The sequence below is a fragment of the Rhizobium aureum genome (assembly GCF_030182495.1).
Lineage (GTDB): Bacteria > Pseudomonadota > Alphaproteobacteria > Rhizobiales > Rhizobiaceae > Rhizobium > Rhizobium tropici_C.
In genome coordinates, this window is the sequence record NZ_JAQJCI010000005.1 from 170,560 (window position 1) to 186,999 (window position 16,440).

Below are 16,440 nucleotides of genomic sequence, written 5' to 3' on the forward strand. Positions count from 1 at the left end.
ATGAAACTGAGGTTATTTCACTGTCCGTACGATTGCAGCACCTGCCGTCATGCCACCACCGAAAGCCACGAGGCCGAGGTTGAGCGGTTCGGAGTGTTCGTCGGCAACATGCAGCATGGCGAGCGGAATGCTTGACGAGCTGGTGTTGCCGTAGGTCTCGATGACGCTGAGGGCTGGGCGGCCACTGCGCTTGGCAATCGTGTCGATGATACGCTGGTTGGCCTGATGCGGCACCAGGAGATCGAGATTGGCAAGCTCGATGCCGGCATCGACGCAGGCGTTTTCGATCGAACGGGTCATCGAATGCACCGCTTCGGTGAAGACCGAGCGGCCGTTCATGGCAATGACGCCATCGTCCGGCAGCGGAACGTAGAGTAGATCGCCCGGTTCCGGCCGACCGCTGACGATCGGACGGCTTGCGGTGAAGAGCGGATTGCGCGCCATGTCGCGGCTGGTCACGAGGCTGGCGGTTGCGGCATCGCCGAACAGGATCGCCGTCGAGAAATCGTTCATGTCGAGCAGCGGCGACAGGACTTCCGAGGTGATGATGAGCACCTTGGCGTCGTTCTGCTGGGCAATGAAATCATAGGCCTGCTGCAGCGCGTAGAGATAGCCGGAGCAGGCGGCGCCCATGTCATAGGCGGCAAGCGACGGCCGCACGCCGTCTTCGGCGACGGCAACCGCGACGCGGCTTGCGAGCGACGGCGTGGCGATGTCAGGCGTGCCCGTGGCGGCAATCACCAGATCGATATCGTGGATCGAGATCTGGTTCTGCTTGAGGAGATCGCGAGCCGCCTTCGTCGCGAGGCTCAGCGTGCCTTCGTCAGGCCCGACCCAGAAGCGGCTCTTGATACCCGTCAGTGCAAGAATCTCGTCGGCGCGGCGATTTGGCCAATTGTGGATGATCTCTTCGTTGGTGACGCGGCGGGCGCCGGTGGCGATGCCGATGCCGTTGATGACGACTTCCGAGAAGCTGCCGGTGTGGCGGCGCAGCGCCGGGATGACGTGCGACTTCAGGCGCCGCAGCACGAACTTGTTCTGGATTTCGGAGGCAAGCGCAAAATTCTGTTCGCTCAGATCGCGGTTGGCATCGACGGTCAGAAGCGGGCTGTCGGTGGCGATCTGGTCGCCGACCTTGGCGAAGACTTCCTGCACGACGCCGCCGATATTGGCGCAGATCTCGACAGAGGCTTTCGTCGCCTCGACGACGGCAACGAGCTGACCGACCTCGATCTTGTCGCCAGGCTTGACGAGCAGATCCGTCACCAGGACGTTTTCGTCCGCAGGGCCGGAGCCGATAGCCTTGATAGCTGCCGTCGGGCCGCTGTCATCTTCTTCATGCCAGGTCACTTCGCATTCGAGAACCTCTGCCATCAGATCGACCAGCTTGCGGTAGGAGGGCAAGGTTTCGAGCTGATTGCGGAAGTTGAAGGGAATGTGGGCATCCGAGCGCGCCAGCCTGCGCACGACGACGGGCACGTCGGTCTTTTCGGTGACGGTCGCGATGATTTCCGCACCCATGCCGACGGTGCGATTATCTTCATGGACGACGATCAGACGGCGGGTGCGCCGGGCGCTCGCCAGCACTTCCTTCTCGTCCCAAGGCGAGATCGAGCGCAGATCGATCACCTCGACGGAAAAGCCCTGGGCCTCGAAAGCGCTCGCGGCATTGGCGCAGAGCGAAACGGTATTGCCGTAGCTGACGAGCGTGATGTCGCGGCCGCGGGTAACATGGCGTGACAGGCCGGGATGGACGAAGTGCTTGTCGATATCCTCGGAGGTGCGGCCGTCGGAATTGTTGAGCACGGCCTTCGGATAAAGGAAAACCGTGGGGCGCCGTGAGTCGAAGGCGGCATTGAGAAGCCCCGCCGCATCGCCGGCGCTGGAGGGCATGACGACGTCGATACCCGGTGTGTGCGCCAGCATGCCCTCGAAGCTCTGGGCGTGGAACGGGCCAAGGCCGGGCTTATAGCCGCCGCAGCTCACCATCAGAATGACGGGAGCTTCCCATGCCCCCTCCGTGCGCCAGAACATGCTGCCCATTTCCGAGACGATCTGGTTATAGGCGAGCGGCAGGAAATCGGCGAATTGCAGGAAGGCGACCGGGCGCTGCCCGGCCAGCGCACGGCCGACGGCCGTGCCGACGATGGTGGACTCGCTGAGAGCGGCATTGCGGACGCGATCGGGATATTTCGTGCTGAGACCGCGGGTAACGCCGAAGACGTCGCCCTTCGGATCTTCGATATCCTGGCCGAACAGGACGACGTCGGGATTGGCGGCAAGCTGTTTGTCGAGGACCGCATTCAGCGCTTCGCGCATCGTCAAGGTCGATGTTTTTTCATTGCCGCGATATTCAGTCTTTCCCTTGAAGGAAGCCGGATAGGGAGCCTTCGCCTCCGGTTCGACCTTGGGCGCGTCTTCCTTGCGGGCGAGGGCGGCTTCCGCCTGGACTTCGGCCGTCAATTCCTGTTCGAGCTTTCGAAGCGCGTCGGCGTCGGTGCCTGCCTTCTGCAGCATGGCTCGCAGGTTCGGCAGCGGATCACGCGAGGAGCCGGCCTCGATTTCGAGCAGGGTGCGGTAGGTCTTCTGGTCGTCGGCGTTGGTGTGGTCGGACAGCCGCTCGACATTGAGGAGCACGATGCTCGGCGTGCGGTTGTTGCGGCTGTGGCGGACCGCCTTGTGAAAGGCCTCGCGCGAGGCCCGCAGATCGTCACCCTCGGTGCGGATGATCTCGACGCCATAAAAGCTGGAGGCCGGGCCGCCGGGCAGGTCGAAGAAGGTCTGCTTGCTCGTTCTTGTCGAAATGGAGAAGCTGTTATCCTCGATAACGAAGACGACGGGATACTGGCCGCGCACGGCCTCGGCGACCGCTTCGACGAATTCGCCCTGCTGGGTGGTGCCGTCGCCGACACAGCAGACGGCAATCGGCATGCCGGGCTTGTGCTTCAGGGATGCGGCAACGCCGACAGCGTGCAGCGCATTGTTGCCGACAGGGCCGACGATGGAGGTGATATTGAGAGCGCGGGAAGAGAGATGCGCGCTCATCTGCCGGCCGGCCGAGTGTGAACTGGCTGTGGCGAGCAGGCTGGAGAAGAACTCACGAATGGGCATGCCGCGCGCGAGCATCAATGCCTTGTCGCGATAATGGAGATGCAGCCAGTCGTCGTCTTGGAGAAACTCGTTGAGCAGCGCCGTGGACTCATGTCCGGCGCCGGAAACATGGAAATGTGCTATGCCCTGCTTGATGAATTCTCGCTCAAGACGGTCTATTTCTCTGGAAACGAAAAATATTCTGTGAAGTTGCTTGAGGTATTCTGTTGTAAACCTCCCTTCCATCTCAATGATTTTCCTAATCTTTCGTCCAAATTAATTGCGTGGACCTAGGTAGACCCCTGGGCTACCTTTTTCAATACACGTTAAATGACAATATTTTCTCGGTTTGAAACCGAAATACGTGAATCGCCGGGCTTGAGTTTTTCGCGATGTTTCTGTCCACAGGCATGTATCGATGAACGCATCCGTCCGTGCGCCAGGCGATCGGCGCGTTTATCGAAAGCGATCCTAGCCTGATTTGCGGATCCTGATGTTGCTGTTCCGCCTTGCCGCGGCGGCCTTTGCGGCTTGTTCTTCCTGAAGGATCAATTCCTTCGGCTTCTTGCCGATAATCTCCTTGCGGCCCTTCTTCGAGAAGGGCTGCGCGAGCTGGGCGAGGAAGCCTTTGGCGATCTTGCCGGTGATGCCGATATCCGTGGAGGAGGGGCGCGGCGGATTGTAGAAGGTGCCGAGAAGCTGGTCCCAGATCACGAGGTTTTCCCCATAATTCGTATTGCCTTCGGCAAGCACTTTTGAATGATGCCAGCGATGCAGGCGCGGCGTCGAGAATATGAGGTCGAGCGGGCCGGTGCGCATGTCGACATTGCAATGGGTCAAAAGGCCGATGAAAGCCGTGACCGCACCGATCCAGAGGAAGACCGGCAAAGGCGCGCCGAGCAGATAGAGTGGAATCTGACCGAGCGCGATCTTGAAGAGCGTATCGATGACGTGAAAGCGGCCTGTATTGATGACCCATAGCCGCTCGACGCTGTGATGCAGCGCATGGAAGCGCCATAGCGACAGATGCTCATGCGCGAGACGATGGGCCATATAGAGGCCGAACTCGGCGATGACGAGGCCGAGCGCCACCTGGAATATCATCGGCCACTGATCCGGCCAGAAATGCGAATGGTAGCTCAGTGCCGGCTGCGCAACCGTTGCAACGGCCATGGGGAAAGAGGTGCCGATCGCAGCGGCGATCTGCACGCCGCCTTTGTTCAGCAGCGTATGGGCGACATCGTTGAAGGTTTCGCCATCGCGTTTCTGCCAAGTCTTCTCGTAAGGCATCAACCGCTCGAAGAGGGCGATTATGGCCACCGTCGAAAGATAGACGACATTGAACCAGAGAAGATGCATATCCGACTGGAAGGCGAAATAGGCTCCCGTTAGTCCACCGCATAGGATGGCAGGCCACAACAGGGAGGAAACAGCAGCGTAAAGACGCGAACTGCTTTGAAATGTCATTCCATCATCCTCAGATTCTGATCAGCGAAAAATTTGCGCGTGAGTATGCGGGATATGTAGCGCGATGATTGTGGAGTCGAAAGCGAAATTTTTCCGATCGCTGGCGACGGCAGTTGGAAGGGAGACCGAAACATGCGGATAGAAAAGGCGGGACACGAGCATCTGGAGGGGTGGGTTGGCTTGCGCGCGGCGCTTTGGCCCGGCCATTCGGTCGAACATCACCGCGCGGAACTTGCGCAGTTTTGCTCCAATGAAAACGGTATTGCTTTCGTGGCGATCGATGCTGCCGGTCATATCACCGGTTTTGCCGAAGCAACATTGCGGCACGATTACGTCAACGGTTGCGAGACATCCCCGGTTCTGTTCCTCGAGGGAATCTATGTGCGCCCGGAAAATCGACGGGAAGGGGTGGCACAGGCACTTTGCGAGGCTGTCGCCGCCTGGGGGCGGGAGGCCGGCTGCACGGAGTTTGCCTCGGATGCATTGATCGACAATCTTGCGAGCCATGCCTTCCATGCAGCGCTCGGTTTTGTCGAAACCAGGCGCGTGGTCTATTTTCGAAAGCTGCTCTAGGCCGGAGCTACAGGACTGTGCCTAGGCGAATGTCAATTTCGTTTTCTGCTGTCCGGCCGCATCGAAATTCTCCGGCTTCAGCCAGCGCTCGTAGCCGGCCTTCAGCCGCGGCCAGTCGGCGTCGATCATGGCAAACCAGGCGGTGTCGCGATTCTGGCCCTTGGCGACCATGTGCTGGCGGAAGATGCCTTCGAAAACGAAACCGAACCGTTCGGCTGCCCGCTTCGAAGGTTCATTGAGGTTGTTGCACTTCCACTCGAAGCGGCGATAGCCGAGCGTGTCGAAGACATAGGATGCAAAGAGATAGAGCGTCTCGGTCGTCACGCGGCTGCGGGCGATGGCGGGTCCCCAAAGGATGCTGCCGATCTCGATGACGCCATGTGTATTGTCTATGCGCATCAGAGCCTGCCGGCCTTCGGCACGGCCCGTGCGCTTGTCGATCGTCGCGAAGAAGAGCGGATCGGCGCTGGATGCGGCTTTCTCAAGCCAGGGCGAAAAGGCAGAGCGATCAGCCGGTGCGTCTTCGAAGAGATAGCGGAAACGATCTTCCGCGCCGGGCGCGCGGGCCGAGGCATAGAGATCGTCGCCATGACGGGCCGGATCGAGCGGTTCTATCCGCGTATAATGGCCTTCCAGAGTAATGCGCTCGGGACGGGATACGCCCTTCCAGTTCGTCAGATCCATGTCAAAGTCCTTTGGTCATCAAATACAGCCTAGCGGAGCCGGCCGGAGTGTATCAGGTCTGCGAGGGATTGTGGCAGTTCCATCCCATCGGGCAAGCCGGGGGCGGGCTGTGGCGATACCAGACGGCTTTCGATGGGCAGGACGCCGGCCCAGACGGGATGATCTGCCTCCTCCAAATCGCCTGGCGGGCCGTTGCGAATCTTGGCCGAGGCCTCATCGATCTTCATGCGCAGCACAGAAGTTGCCTTGACCTCCTGACCGGTCATCGGCCTCAAACTGTCCCAGCGGCCGGGAAACAGGTCTTCGATGAAGCGGCGCAGTGCATCGGTCTTCTCCTCGATGTCGTCGACCAGGCGGGCCGTGCCGAAGACCATGGCCGAACGGTAATTGACGGAATGATTGAAGGCCGAGCGGGCCAGCACATAGCCGTCGATGATGCTGCAGGTCAGGCAGACCGGCATATCTTCTGCGGCGCGCAGGAAACGGCTGGCGGATGATCCGTGCCAATAGACATAATCGTCCTCCCGCCAATGCAGGGTCGGCGTCACATAGGGCGCGCCGTTGATGACATAGCCGACGTGACAGAGCGGAGCGGCATCCAGAATGGCATGGACATCGGCATGGGCGTGGCTGCCACGCTTCGGGCTTCGCCGCACCCGGGTGCGTTCGGTGGTCGGATAGGTCTTCGTATCGGGCGCGTTGAGATCGGCCATGGCTTCCTCGTCGATTGAGCATTGATCTCTGGCAGCAAAGAGGTAGGCTATAAATAGCCAGTTTCTTGATTTTTAGCAGACCAGTTGAGGTTCCGTGGCATCGGTGGCGCAATGGCCGGCACTCGACCGGAATTCGGGTGACCTGGAGGGGCAAGTCTATCGCCTGATGCGCGACCGTATTCTGCATGGGCAAATGCCGGCAGGACAGCGTGTGCCGTCGACGCGGGTAATGGCGCTCTCGCTCAGCATTGCGCGTTCGACCGTCGTCAATGCCTATGATCGTCTAAAAGCGGAGGGCTATCTGCAATCGGCACCCGGTGCTGCAACGCGCGTCGCAGCCTTTCCATCGGCACCATTGTCAGGGCAAGCCGCTGCGCCACTGCCGAACCAGCCGCGCGTTACCGAATTCAAAACCGGAGGATTGTTCGAGCCGGGTGTGCCGGATGTGTCAGCCTTTCCCCACGCAGTCTGGGCGCGTTATCTCGGGGCCAGGGGCCGCTCTTTGCGGGTACACGACCTTGGCTATAGTGATCACGGTGGTATCCGCGAACTGCGCGAAGCCATCCTCGATCATATCGCTGCAACGCGGGGCGTGATCGCCCGGCCCGAACAGGTGGTGATCGTCCCGTCGACCGGTGCCGCGATCGGGTTGCTCGCGAGCGTGTTGCTTCAGCCCGATCATCCGGGCGACATCGTCTGGATGGAAGACCCGGGCTATGCCAGCGCGCAAGCGATCCTGCGGATGGCCGGCGCCAGTCTCGTGCCGGTACCTTGCGATGCAGAGGGTATCGATATTGCGCGAGGTGCAGGGCCACCGCCGCGGCTGATCTATGCTACGCCTTCGCATCAATATCCGACCGGCGCCACTATGAGTCTACCGCGCCGTCTCGCCTTGCTCGAATTCGCCCGGGCCAATGGTGCGATCGTGCTGGAAGACGATTACGACAGCGAGTTCCAGTATGCGTCGCGTCCAATCGCCGCCTTGCAGGGTATCGATCGCAGCGAAGTCGTTGCCTATGTCGGCACCTTCTCGAAGACGCTCGCGCCCGGCCTGCGTGTCGCATACGCCGTCGTGCCGTCCCGGTTGGTGGCGGCGACCGAGGCGGCGCAGCGGCTCAGAGGCACCGTCGTACCGATCCATATCCAGGCGGCCCTCGCCGATTTCATGCGCGAGGGGCGGTTCCGTGCACATCTGAGGCAGATGAACGCCATTTATGCCGAGCGCATGGCGGCGACCGTATCGGCACTCGATCGCTATTGCTGCGCTTGGCTGGAGATCGGAGCGGGCGGCGGCGGGTTGCAGCTGGCAAGCTGGTTCCGCGACGGAAAGACCGATGATGTCGCCGTAGCGCGTGTAATCAACGCCAATGGTTTCGCGGTTCGGCCCATCTCTGCGCTGTACCTGGGTGCTGCGCAGCCCGGACTGTTGCTCGGCATCGCCCGCATGGAGGCGCACGCAGCGGATGCGGCGGCGGCGAGGATTGCAAGACTGCTCGAAGCAGTGCCGGTCAGCGCCTGAGAAACATCGCCCGATATTCGCGTGGCGTCATGCCCTTGAGTGCCCTGAACTGCCTGTTGAAATTGGCAAGCGAGGCATAGCCGACGGCATCGCTGATATGGTGGACCGCCTGGCCGGTGGAGGAGAGGCGGGCGCAGGCATCGCCGATGCGCATGCGCATGAGATAGTCCGATATCGTCCCGCCGGTATGGCGGCGAAACATGCGGTGCAGGCCGGAGACGCTAAGCGCCGCAATGTCGGCCAGTTCATCGAGGCTGATCGCGCGGGCATAGTGAAGATGCATATGCGTCAACACACGGTCGATGCGCTCACGGCTTTCCTTGAGATCCGGAGCCTGCGCCGGCGCGCTGGCGAGCGGCGTCGCCTGACGGTCTTCCGCGACTTTCACCAGAATGCCGAGCAAAGCCAGAAGGCGCTCGACAGCCGGCTTTTCGAAAATGGTTTCGAAGGCAGGGCGGACGGCGGCGGAGGTCGCCTCGGAAAAGTGCAGGCCGTTGTCTCCACGCCGCAGCATGGCTTCGATCGACCGGAATTCGACGGCGCCGCCCGTCATCTGCAAAAGCCAGTCGCGATTGAACCAGAGCACCAAGGCAATATGCGGCTTTTCTTCCTTGATCTTGGCATGCGAAACCCAACTGTGCGGCAGATTGGGGCCGACGAGAACGAGGTCGCCGTCACCATAGTCGCCACTGTGATCGCCGATGAAACGCTGACCGATGGAATTCAGCGTCAGCGTCAGCTCGAATTCCGGATGGTGGTGCCATTGGAATGGAATGCAGTCGTCGAGCCGGCGGTTCAGCATGCTCCACGATGCTTCCGGTGAACGAGGCAGAACTTCAAGATAGGGCCTCATGGAGCGTCCGTAATAGATGACAAGCCAGAATAGTATCAGAAGTGGCCAGAGCCGGGCAACATCGAAACTCCTGTTGGAGCTACAACTTCTTCCGTAACCCGAGAACAAAAGGGTCAGCGAGATGGAGGAGACCGATGCAGCCTGCCTTGAAACGAGACGCTCACCCGACCGCGTCAGCGGTCACGACGCAACTGAAGGATATTCGGAAGATTTTGCCGCTCAGAGTGCTGTCGAAGGACGATTGGCAGCATTGGATCACTAGGGGTTATGTGATCGTGCGGCAGGCTGTGCCTGCTGTCAATGTCGAGCGGCTTGTCGAGCTCTTGTGGCGTTTTGACGAGAAGGACCCGAACGACCCTTCCACCTGGTATGCGCCGCAGCGGCGCGAGCACAAGATGAAGGAACTCAACAATACCGGCATGCTGGAGATCTATAATCACCAGTATCTCTGGGATAACCGCATGGAAAAGCGGATTTACGATGTCTTCGTCGATATCTGGGATCGCGAGGATCTCTGGGTCACGATCGATCGCGCCAATCTCAACCCGCCGAAGAAGGTGAAGGGCAATCCGAACGGCTTCATCCACTGGGATGTCGATACTTCGATCCGGCCCCTGCCGATCGGCGTGCAGGGTGTTCTGAGCCTGAAGAAGCAGGATGGCGATGTCGGCGGATTTCAGTGCGTGCCGCAGCTCTTCGAGCATTTCGAGGAATGGGAAAAGACGCAGCCCGCGGATCGCGATCCCATGCATCCCGACATGGCGGGTCTCTCGGTCGTCAATATCGACATGGAGCCCGGCGACCTGATGATCTTCAACTCGCTGCTGGCGCACGGCGTCCGTCCCAACCATTCGGACAACCGCGTTCGCATGGCGCAATATATCTCCATGCATCCGGCGGAATACGACAATATCGCCGAGCGCGAGGAGCGCATTCGTCTGTGGCGGGAATTGGACTCCCCGAAGCGCGACGCCTTTCCGGGCGACCCCCGCGAATGGGAAAAGCACAATGCGACGACGGCCAAACTGACGCCGCTCGGCGAGAAGCTGCTGGGTCTCAAGGCCTGGTAAACGACAGAGACCGGGTTCTTGAAAAAAGCTTCGAGCGGCCTTGGGCCGCTCGAAGCGTTTGTGGAGATTTGGCGGGCAGGCGCGGGTCCGTCAGATTTCGTTCCAGCGGCGGATGACCGGCTCGGTCAGGTCATGCTCGTAGCCGAGCACGCTGATGCTCGTGGTGTCGAGGACCAGATGCGCACCGCCCCCCGGCGGCAGGCCAACCCAGCGGGCAGCGAAGACGCGCAGGAAATGGGCGCTGGAAAAGATCAGGACGGAGCCGGCAATGCCGCGAAGTTCGCCGATGATGCGGTCGGCACGCGCGCCGACATCGGCGGCAGATTCGCCATTCGGGCAGCCGTCGCGGAAGACTTGCCAGCCGGGACGTTCGGCAAGGATCGCCTTGGTGGTGATGCCCTCATAGGCGCCGTAATCCCACTCCGCCAGATCGTCCTTGACGACGCGACGGTCGCCGAAACCGGCCAGTGTGCAGGTATTTTGCGCCCGCTGCGATGGACTCGACCAGACGGCGGCGAAATCGATGGCAGGCAGGCGACCGGCGACCTTGCGGGCGGCCTCTTCGCCGGCAGCGGTGAGCGGAATATCGGTCCGGCCGGTGTGCCGGCCGGAAAGGCTCCACTCCGTCTGTCCATGGCGTACCAGATAGACTTCGGGATAGGCGCTGCTCATGCCGTTTCTCCTTTGCATTTGCCGTGCGAAATTCTTCGCATCTGCGAAAGCGTCTGTCGAGAGCTAAAGCGGATTGGCAGCTGACCCGACAACCTTCTGCAAATCCAAGCTCTTGCAGAGGATTGTGAATCTCATCGTTTCACGGCGCGGCGGACGCTGTAGAACAGGATGGTGAGGCAGCCGACCAGCAAGAGAAGGCCACCCGCGAGTGGTGGAAAGGCGAGGATTTCCACCGCTCCGGCAATAAGGAGAATGAGGATAAGGCAGAGCGTGGCAAGGCTGCCGTCGTCGATGAACATGCCGATAAGTTCGGAGAGAGCGATGCGCAGGATGGTCATTGGGCTGCCTTTGTTGCTGGGTTGCCGCGCAGGCCGCGGATGATGGCGTAGGAGGCGAGCGAGACGATCGCGAAGATGGCGATCAGGGCGAAATCCTCGCCCGGCCAGTGCGCACCGATGCCTTCACCGGTCCAGAAGATGCCGAAGCTTGTCAGCATGAGGCCGACGACGAATTTGAGGGTGTTTTCCGGCACGGTGGCGAGCGGGCGATGCACCAGCAATCCGATCAGCATGACGAGCACGAAAGCGGCAAGCGCGCCGAGGCCGGCATAGAGTGTCAGGCCATGCGCGCCGCCGACGGCGATGACGATGAAGACCACTTCGACACCTTCGAGCAGCACTGCCTTGAAGGCGGCAAGGCCGGCGAGATAATCGGCGCGGCGATCTGTGGACTGCGCCTGTAATGCTGCCGTCTCCTTGGAGAAGGCTGCTTCCTCGTCGTGCAGGGCGATGACGCCGAGGGAGCGAAGTATGGCTTTGCGCAGCCAGCGCATGCCGAAAAGGATCAGCAGAACGCCGACGACGAATTGCAACATCTCGATCGGTATCAGCGCCAGCAGCGGTCCGAAGACGAGGACGAGGGCAGCCAGCACTGCAAGGGCGAGCGCGGCACCCGTGAGGGCCGGGCGCCAGCTTCGTGTGACGCCGACGGCAAGGACGATGGTGAAGGCTTCCACGACTTCGACAAATGAGCCGAGGAAAGATGCCGTCACGGTGGAGAGAATGGGCGTGAGGCTGTTCATGAACTGATTCCCGAATGACGATTAAGGCGTTGAATGCGAACGGTATTTGCCGGACGATGGTTCTTCATGTCTTGGATGAGCCGAGGCTTGGCCAAATGCCGATATCGCGTGCGCGCTGCACTTTGGCGTGGTTCACTTGCGTTTCCTCGTGCCGCGTTTGCTCCATGATTTATCGAGCGCACCGCGCAGCTGGCTGAGCTGATCGAGGCGGTCGATGGCAGCATCCTTGCCCTTCGCGGCTAGCGCCACGATCAGAGATTCGATCAGCACCAGCGTGCCGGCATGCATGGCGAGGTGGCCGGCGTTGCCACGCGGCACAGGCAGGACTTCAGTCACCTTGTCGGCAATCTGTAAGCCGAGATCGTCGCTGATCAGGATGATCGGAGCGCCATGCTTGCCGGCGTATTCCAGCAGCACCTCGACCTCGCGATAGAGCGGCGCATAGGCCATGACAAGCACGACGTCGCCTTTGCTAATCCCAAGCAGGCGATCCGCAAGCGCTATGCCAGATGCCGAGAGCGCGCTGCTCGGCAGGCCGATGCGATTGAACTGCAGGCTGGTATAATCCGCTATCGCGCCCGAAGGCCCGATGCCGAAGACATGACGTCGGGCTGCCTTGGCGAGACTGTCGACGCAGCGTTCGAAGCTTGCGGCGAATTCCTCGCGCCGCAGAACCTCCAAAGCCTGTTCGTGTATGCTGATGACATGGTGAAGCACATCGCTGGCCTGGCTGCCCGTTTCAGCCAGCGTGCGCTGCATCCGCGTTCCGGGGGATGGCGCTCCGGTCAGTTCCTCAAGCAGAGCGGCCCGCAGCGTCGACAGACTTTCGAAACCGAGGGCGCGGGCGGTGCGGACGACCGTCGCGTCGCTGGTGCCGGCGAGCTGCGCGATCTGGGCGGCCGAATTCAACAGTGCGGCCTGCTTCTGATCTACGAAGAAACGCGCGATACGTTGCTCTGAGGGTGCGAGGGTCTCGATCACATCGAGAACGCGGTCTTCGAAAGTGCGAGGTTTCTGCGTCGCTTCTGCCATCGGACATCTTCTGTAGTGAATGCTACCAATTGGATTATCTGTAGCATTTGCTGCAAAAGAATGACAGCACAAATAAAGGGCGCTTCGCTGTATCGCAAAGCGCCCTTTTGATCGCGTTAAAGGTCGGCGGGAGAGTTGGCTATGGCTATTCCGCCAAAGCGGCTCGCACCGCCGGGATCACCTTCTGGCCGTAGAGTTCGATACAACGCAGCATCTTGTCATGGCCGAGTGCGCCGGCGCTGTATTTCAGCTGGAAGCGGCTGATGCCGAGCGTCTTGACGACCGGGGCGAGCTTGGCGGCGACCGTTTCCGGCGAGCCGACATAGAGCGAACCCTTTTCGATCTCGTTGTCGAATTCCGCGCGCGTCATGGGCGGCCAGCCGCGCTCGCGGCCGATGCGGTCGCGCATCGCCTTGAAGCAGGGCCACAGCTCCTCGCGTGCCTGTTCATCCGTCTCGGCGATATAGCCGGGCGAGTGGATGCCGATCGGCTTGACGGGCTTGCCGAGCTGTTCGAAGGCGCGGTGGTAGAGATCGACATAGGGCTGGAAGCGATAGGGGCTGCCGCCGATGATCGCCAGCATCAGCGGCAGATCGTAGTGAGCGGCACGCACCACCGATTCCGGGCTGCCGCCGACGCCGATCCAGGTCTTCAGCTGGCCGCTCTCGATGGTCGGGAAAACCTTTTGATTGCGCAGCGGCGGGCGGATGCTGCCCTGCCAGTTCACCGGCTCATTCTTGAGCAAGGCCGCGAACAGATCGAGCTTTTCCTCGAAGAGCTGCTCGTATTGCGACAGCTCGAAGCCGAACAGGGGGAAGGACTCCGTAAACGAGCCACGACCGAGAATGACTTCGGCGCGGCCGTTCGAAACCGCGTTCAGGCTGGAGAAGCGCTGGAACACGCGGATCGGGTCGTCCGAGCTCAGCACGGTGACGGCCGATCCCAGATGGATTTTCGATGTACGGCTGGCGATGGCGGCCAGGATCGTTTCGGGCGAGGAGACCGCAAAATCCTCACGGTGATGCTCGCCGATGCCGAAAAAGTCTATTCCAAGCTGGTCGGCAAGGACGCCTTCCTCGACGACATTGCGCAGGACCTGCGCATGCGGCAACGGCGCGCCCTTATCGTCGAAGGTCACGTCGCCGAAAGTATCCAGGCCGAATTCGACGTTGTTTGTCGTCATGATTTTTCCTGTCATGTGTCGAAATGATAATGTTGAGACAGCATGTAGTGTCGCTCCCGACCATCCACTACCCGGAAAGTTTCGGCTGAAATCTTCGAAGAATTCGATATGCCGATGGCAACCGGCGATATTCGGCAGTGCCGGCGTTGCGATCGGTGGTACTCACGCCAATATTAGCTCCGAAGTGAGCGCGGTTGAATCAAGGAGAAACACATGGTCGCACTGAAAAAGGTGAACCTTACCAAAGCCTTTGCAGCCTTCGATGAGACTTGGAGCCCGCGCGTCGGCGGCGACATCAACGATTTCCAGGTCAAGCTCGTGAAGCTGGATGGCGCTTTCCATTGGCATCATCATGAAGAAGAGGATGAGCTGTTCTTGGTCGTCAAGGGCACGCTGCGCATGAAGCTGCGCGAGGAAAACGGCGGCGACATCGTCCTTGGCCCTGGCGAATACATCATCGTTCCGCATGGGGTGGAGCACTGTCCGGTCGCCGAGCCGACCTGCGAGGTCGTGTTGTTCGAGCGCAATACGACGCTCAATACCGGCAATGTCGAAAACGAGCGGACGATCCGCGCGCCCAAGCGGCTTTAACCGATCCCGATGGTCCGGCAGCCCGTCAAGGGCTGCCGGACATTGACCAGTCCATCAGTTGAGCGCCAGCTTGTTCGACGGCGTACGGCAGGCCGCGAAAACATCCAGCTTCGGATCATAGACCTTCGTCGAGACGTCCATCATGCCGAGAACGCTGTGGAAGATGTTGTCGTGAGAGTAGGTGCCCTCGGCGGCCTGCTTGGCAAGGCAGGCCATGTCGAAGCCGGCGGCCTTAGCGAGATCGTCAGCCATCCATACCAGCATCGGCACATGCGTCTGCTGTGAAGGGGCGATGATATAGGGCGTGCCGTGCAGATAGATGCCGTTTTCGCCGAGCGACTCGCCATGATCGGAGAAATAGAGCACGGAGCCGGACACCGAGTTCGAGCGCTGCTTCAGCTTGTCGATCACCATGGCGACGATGTGATCCGTGTAGAGAATCGTATTGTCATAGGCATTGGTGATTTCCTCCTGGGAACAGGAGCTGAAGTCATTGGAGCGGCAATCCGGCTGGAACCGGCGGAATTCTTCCGGGTAGCGCTGATAGTAGGCCGGGCCGTGGCTGCCGAGCTGGTGCAGCACCAGCACGCTGTCGCCCTTCACCTTGTCCAGCCAGCCGTCGATCTTATCTACGAGGATTTCGTCCCTGCATTCGCCGTCCTTGCAGAAGCGCGGATCGGCAGAGGGCGGCAGGTAGGTATAGGAGACGCGATCGGTGACGTTGTAGCTGCCGGTGTCATTATCCAGCCAGGTTACATCCACCTTGGCATGGGTCAGGACATCGAGCAGGTTCTCCGTCTCAAGCCCCTTACGGTGGGTGTATTGCCCACGCGTGTAGACCGAGAACAGGCAGGGTATGGAGGTTGCCGTCGCCGTCCCGCAGCTGCTGGTATTGGGGAAGTAGACGACATCGCGCTTTGCCAGTTCCGGATTGGTCATCTTGGCGTAGCCGCCGAGCGAGAAGTTCTGCGCGCGCGCGGTTTCGCCGGCAACGATGATCGTGACGCGCGGTTTGCCGTTATCGACCGCGCCGACCCTGCGGGCATCCGTACCCAGCGGCTGCGCGACGACGTTGGCGTTCTTTTGGGCATCGATTGCGTAGCGCACAGCGCTGGTGATCGGGATGACCGGATTAAGTGTATCCATCAGGTCGCGATGAGCGCGGCCGACGCCGGCATAGGTCTTGTAGAAGCTGGTGCCGGCAACGACGAAGATCGCCGAGCAGGCGAGAATGACGGCGGTATTGTAGGCAAGCTTCTTGAGGATGGGACGATGGACGATCCGGATCCACATGATGACCAGCGAAGGTAAGACGCCCGTCAGCAGGACATAGGTCACGAAGCGCACCGTGATCAGGTGTCCGCTTTCCGCTCCGGTCGACACTGCGGCATTGCGGATCATTTCCTTGTCGATGATGACGCCGAACTGATCGTTGAACCAGGAAGAGACCGATGCCACCAGCACGAAGAAGATCAGGGCCGGCTTCGTGAGGTATTTGGCGGAAAAGAGCGTGAAGAGCGCCAGGATGGCAGCGGAAATGCCGATTACGAAGGCGGCGAAGGCGGCGGGTTCAGCGATAAAATAGCCGTATGCCTTGGTCCAAAACATCCGGTTTGTCACAAGAAGTACATATAAAGCGGCTATGAAGCAAAGCGTGACACTGCCGATGGCCGGCCTGAATTTTTGCCGGTCCGGCGTGGCGTTTCTATTGGTCAATAGTCTTCTCCGCGCATCTGCTGGCGGTTGGGGCGGAAGTGCCCACTACCGCAGGGTGCGTTTTGGCTGCCAAAGTTGGCCACCATGGTGATCAATACTGACATTTACCTGAATGACGGACCGTTGTGCAGTGCTGTTTCGAGCCCTGTTCGGATTATCTTCGCTTTTTGTCAGCCTCCCGCTTTGAGTTCAGGTC

Annotated in this window: 15 protein-coding genes; 4 read left to right on the forward strand and 11 right to left on the reverse strand. The window is 60.4% G+C overall.

Features of this window, described 5'->3' with window-relative positions:
- Positions 1-12: 12 nt before the first annotated feature.
- Together PH552_RS14945 and olsE are read right to left on the reverse strand one after the other, a co-directional pair.
- On the reverse strand, positions 13-3,336 hold the full coding sequence (locus PH552_RS14945) for a thiamine pyrophosphate-dependent enzyme (protein WP_112340387.1): 3,324 nt from the start codon (positions 3,334-3,336) through the stop codon (positions 13-15).
- 225 nt (positions 3,337-3,561) lie between these two features.
- A complete protein-coding gene (gene olsE / locus PH552_RS14950) occupies positions 3,562-4,557 on the reverse strand; it encodes an ornithine lipid hydroxylase OlsE (protein WP_112340386.1) in 996 nt (331 codons plus the stop codon).
- A 132-nt stretch (positions 4,558-4,689) separates the two neighbouring features.
- Here olsE and aac(6') point away from each other — a divergent pair, with 132 nt between their 5' ends.
- Positions 4,690-5,130 carry an aminoglycoside 6'-N-acetyltransferase gene (aac(6'), locus tag PH552_RS14955; RefSeq protein ID WP_112340385.1) on the forward strand — a complete coding sequence of 147 codons (441 nt, stop codon included), beginning with the start codon at positions 4,690-4,692 and terminating at the stop codon, positions 5,128-5,130.
- 21 nt (positions 5,131-5,151) lie between these two features.
- Here aac(6') and PH552_RS14960 read toward each other — a convergent pair whose 3' ends face one another.
- Positions 5,152-5,814, reverse strand: coding sequence for a GNAT family N-acetyltransferase (locus tag PH552_RS14960; protein WP_112340384.1), 663 nt, complete (start codon positions 5,812-5,814; stop codon positions 5,152-5,154).
- A gap of 29 nt (positions 5,815-5,843) precedes the next feature.
- Positions 5,844-6,527: a pyridoxamine 5'-phosphate oxidase family protein gene (locus tag PH552_RS14965; protein WP_112340383.1), complete on the reverse strand. Its 684-nt coding sequence runs from the start codon at positions 6,525-6,527 to the stop codon at positions 5,844-5,846.
- A 94-nt stretch (positions 6,528-6,621) separates the two neighbouring features.
- Here PH552_RS14965 and pdxR point away from each other — a divergent pair, with 94 nt between their 5' ends.
- Positions 6,622-8,046, forward strand: coding sequence for a MocR-like pyridoxine biosynthesis transcription factor PdxR (gene pdxR / locus PH552_RS14970; protein ID WP_112340382.1), 1,425 nt, complete (start codon positions 6,622-6,624; stop codon positions 8,044-8,046).
- On the opposite strand, the gene PH552_RS14975 is transcribed toward pdxR, so the two are convergent.
- On the reverse strand, positions 8,036-8,899 hold the full coding sequence (locus PH552_RS14975; protein ID WP_112340381.1) for a helix-turn-helix domain-containing protein: 864 nt from the start codon (positions 8,897-8,899) through the stop codon (positions 8,036-8,038). The two genes, pdxR and PH552_RS14975, sit on opposite strands and share 11 nt — an antisense overlap.
- 134 nt (positions 8,900-9,033) lie before the next feature.
- Between PH552_RS14975 and PH552_RS14980 the strand changes: the two genes are divergently transcribed.
- A complete protein-coding gene (locus PH552_RS14980; protein ID WP_112340380.1) occupies positions 9,034-9,969 on the forward strand; it encodes a phytanoyl-CoA dioxygenase family protein in 936 nt (311 codons plus the stop codon).
- A gap of 90 nt (positions 9,970-10,059) precedes the next feature.
- Here PH552_RS14980 and PH552_RS14985 read toward each other — a convergent pair whose 3' ends face one another.
- The 5 genes from PH552_RS14985 to PH552_RS15005 all read right to left on the reverse strand — a co-directional run bounded on the left by PH552_RS14985 (position 10,060) and on the right by PH552_RS15005 (position 13,937).
- Complete coding sequence (locus PH552_RS14985) at positions 10,060-10,641, reverse strand: histidine phosphatase family protein (protein ID WP_112340379.1); 582 nt, start codon at positions 10,639-10,641, stop codon at positions 10,060-10,062.
- Between the two features lie 131 nt (positions 10,642-10,772).
- The gene (locus PH552_RS14990; protein ID WP_112340378.1) at positions 10,773-10,979 is read right to left on the reverse strand and encodes a hypothetical protein; all 207 of its coding nucleotides are present in this window, start codon (positions 10,977-10,979) and stop codon (positions 10,773-10,775) included.
- On the reverse strand, positions 10,976-11,722 hold the full coding sequence (locus tag PH552_RS14995; protein WP_112340377.1) for a COG4280 domain-containing protein: 747 nt from the start codon (positions 11,720-11,722) through the stop codon (positions 10,976-10,978). The genes PH552_RS14990 and PH552_RS14995 overlap by 4 nt, the downstream gene beginning before the upstream one ends.
- Before the next feature lie 132 nt (positions 11,723-11,854).
- Positions 11,855-12,754 (reverse strand): MurR/RpiR family transcriptional regulator, encoded by a 900-nt coding sequence (locus PH552_RS15000; protein ID WP_112340376.1) that lies wholly within the window; start codon positions 12,752-12,754, stop codon positions 11,855-11,857.
- Between the two features lie 145 nt (positions 12,755-12,899).
- Positions 12,900-13,937: an LLM class flavin-dependent oxidoreductase gene (locus tag PH552_RS15005; RefSeq protein WP_112340375.1), complete on the reverse strand. Its 1,038-nt coding sequence runs from the start codon at positions 13,935-13,937 to the stop codon at positions 12,900-12,902.
- A gap of 213 nt (positions 13,938-14,150) precedes the next feature.
- On the opposite strand from PH552_RS15005, the gene PH552_RS15010 reads away from it, so the two are divergent.
- Positions 14,151-14,528 carry a cupin domain-containing protein gene (locus PH552_RS15010; RefSeq protein ID WP_112340374.1) on the forward strand — a complete coding sequence of 126 codons (378 nt, stop codon included), beginning with the start codon at positions 14,151-14,153 and terminating at the stop codon, positions 14,526-14,528.
- Between the two features lie 54 nt (positions 14,529-14,582).
- Here PH552_RS15010 and PH552_RS15015 read toward each other — a convergent pair whose 3' ends face one another.
- A complete protein-coding gene (locus tag PH552_RS15015) occupies positions 14,583-16,244 on the reverse strand; it encodes a phosphoethanolamine transferase (protein ID WP_112340373.1) in 1,662 nt (553 codons plus the stop codon).
- Positions 16,245-16,440: the final 196 nt, after the last annotated feature.

Excerpts from the sequence above, each read along its gene's own strand:
- PH552_RS14945 (WP_112340387.1), bottom strand. The coding sequence starts at position 3,336 with ATGGAAGGGAGGTTTACAACAGAATACCTCAAGCAACTTCACAGAATA.
- olsE (WP_112340386.1), bottom strand. The coding sequence starts at position 4,557 with ATGACATTTCAAAGCAGTTCGCGTCTTTACGCTGCTGTTTCCTCCCTG.
- PH552_RS14960 (WP_112340384.1), bottom strand. The coding sequence starts at position 5,814 with ATGGATCTGACGAACTGGAAGGGCGTATCCCGTCCCGAGCGCATTACT.
- PH552_RS14965 (WP_112340383.1), bottom strand. The coding sequence starts at position 6,527 with ATGGCCGATCTCAACGCGCCCGATACGAAGACCTATCCGACCACCGAA.
- PH552_RS14975 (WP_112340381.1), bottom strand. The coding sequence starts at position 8,899 with ATGAGGCCCTATCTTGAAGTTCTGCCTCGTTCACCGGAAGCATCGTGG.
- PH552_RS14980 (WP_112340380.1), top strand. The coding sequence starts at position 9,034 with ATGCAGCCTGCCTTGAAACGAGACGCTCACCCGACCGCGTCAGCGGTC.
- PH552_RS14985 (WP_112340379.1), bottom strand. The coding sequence starts at position 10,641 with ATGAGCAGCGCCTATCCCGAAGTCTATCTGGTACGCCATGGACAGACG.
- PH552_RS14990 (WP_112340378.1), bottom strand. The coding sequence starts at position 10,979 with ATGACCATCCTGCGCATCGCTCTCTCCGAACTTATCGGCATGTTCATC.
- PH552_RS14995 (WP_112340377.1), bottom strand. The coding sequence starts at position 11,722 with ATGAACAGCCTCACGCCCATTCTCTCCACCGTGACGGCATCTTTCCTC.
- PH552_RS15000 (WP_112340376.1), bottom strand. The coding sequence starts at position 12,754 with ATGGCAGAAGCGACGCAGAAACCTCGCACTTTCGAAGACCGCGTTCTC.
- PH552_RS15005 (WP_112340375.1), bottom strand. The coding sequence starts at position 13,937 with ATGACGACAAACAACGTCGAATTCGGCCTGGATACTTTCGGCGACGTG.
- PH552_RS15010 (WP_112340374.1), top strand. The coding sequence starts at position 14,151 with ATGGTCGCACTGAAAAAGGTGAACCTTACCAAAGCCTTTGCAGCCTTC.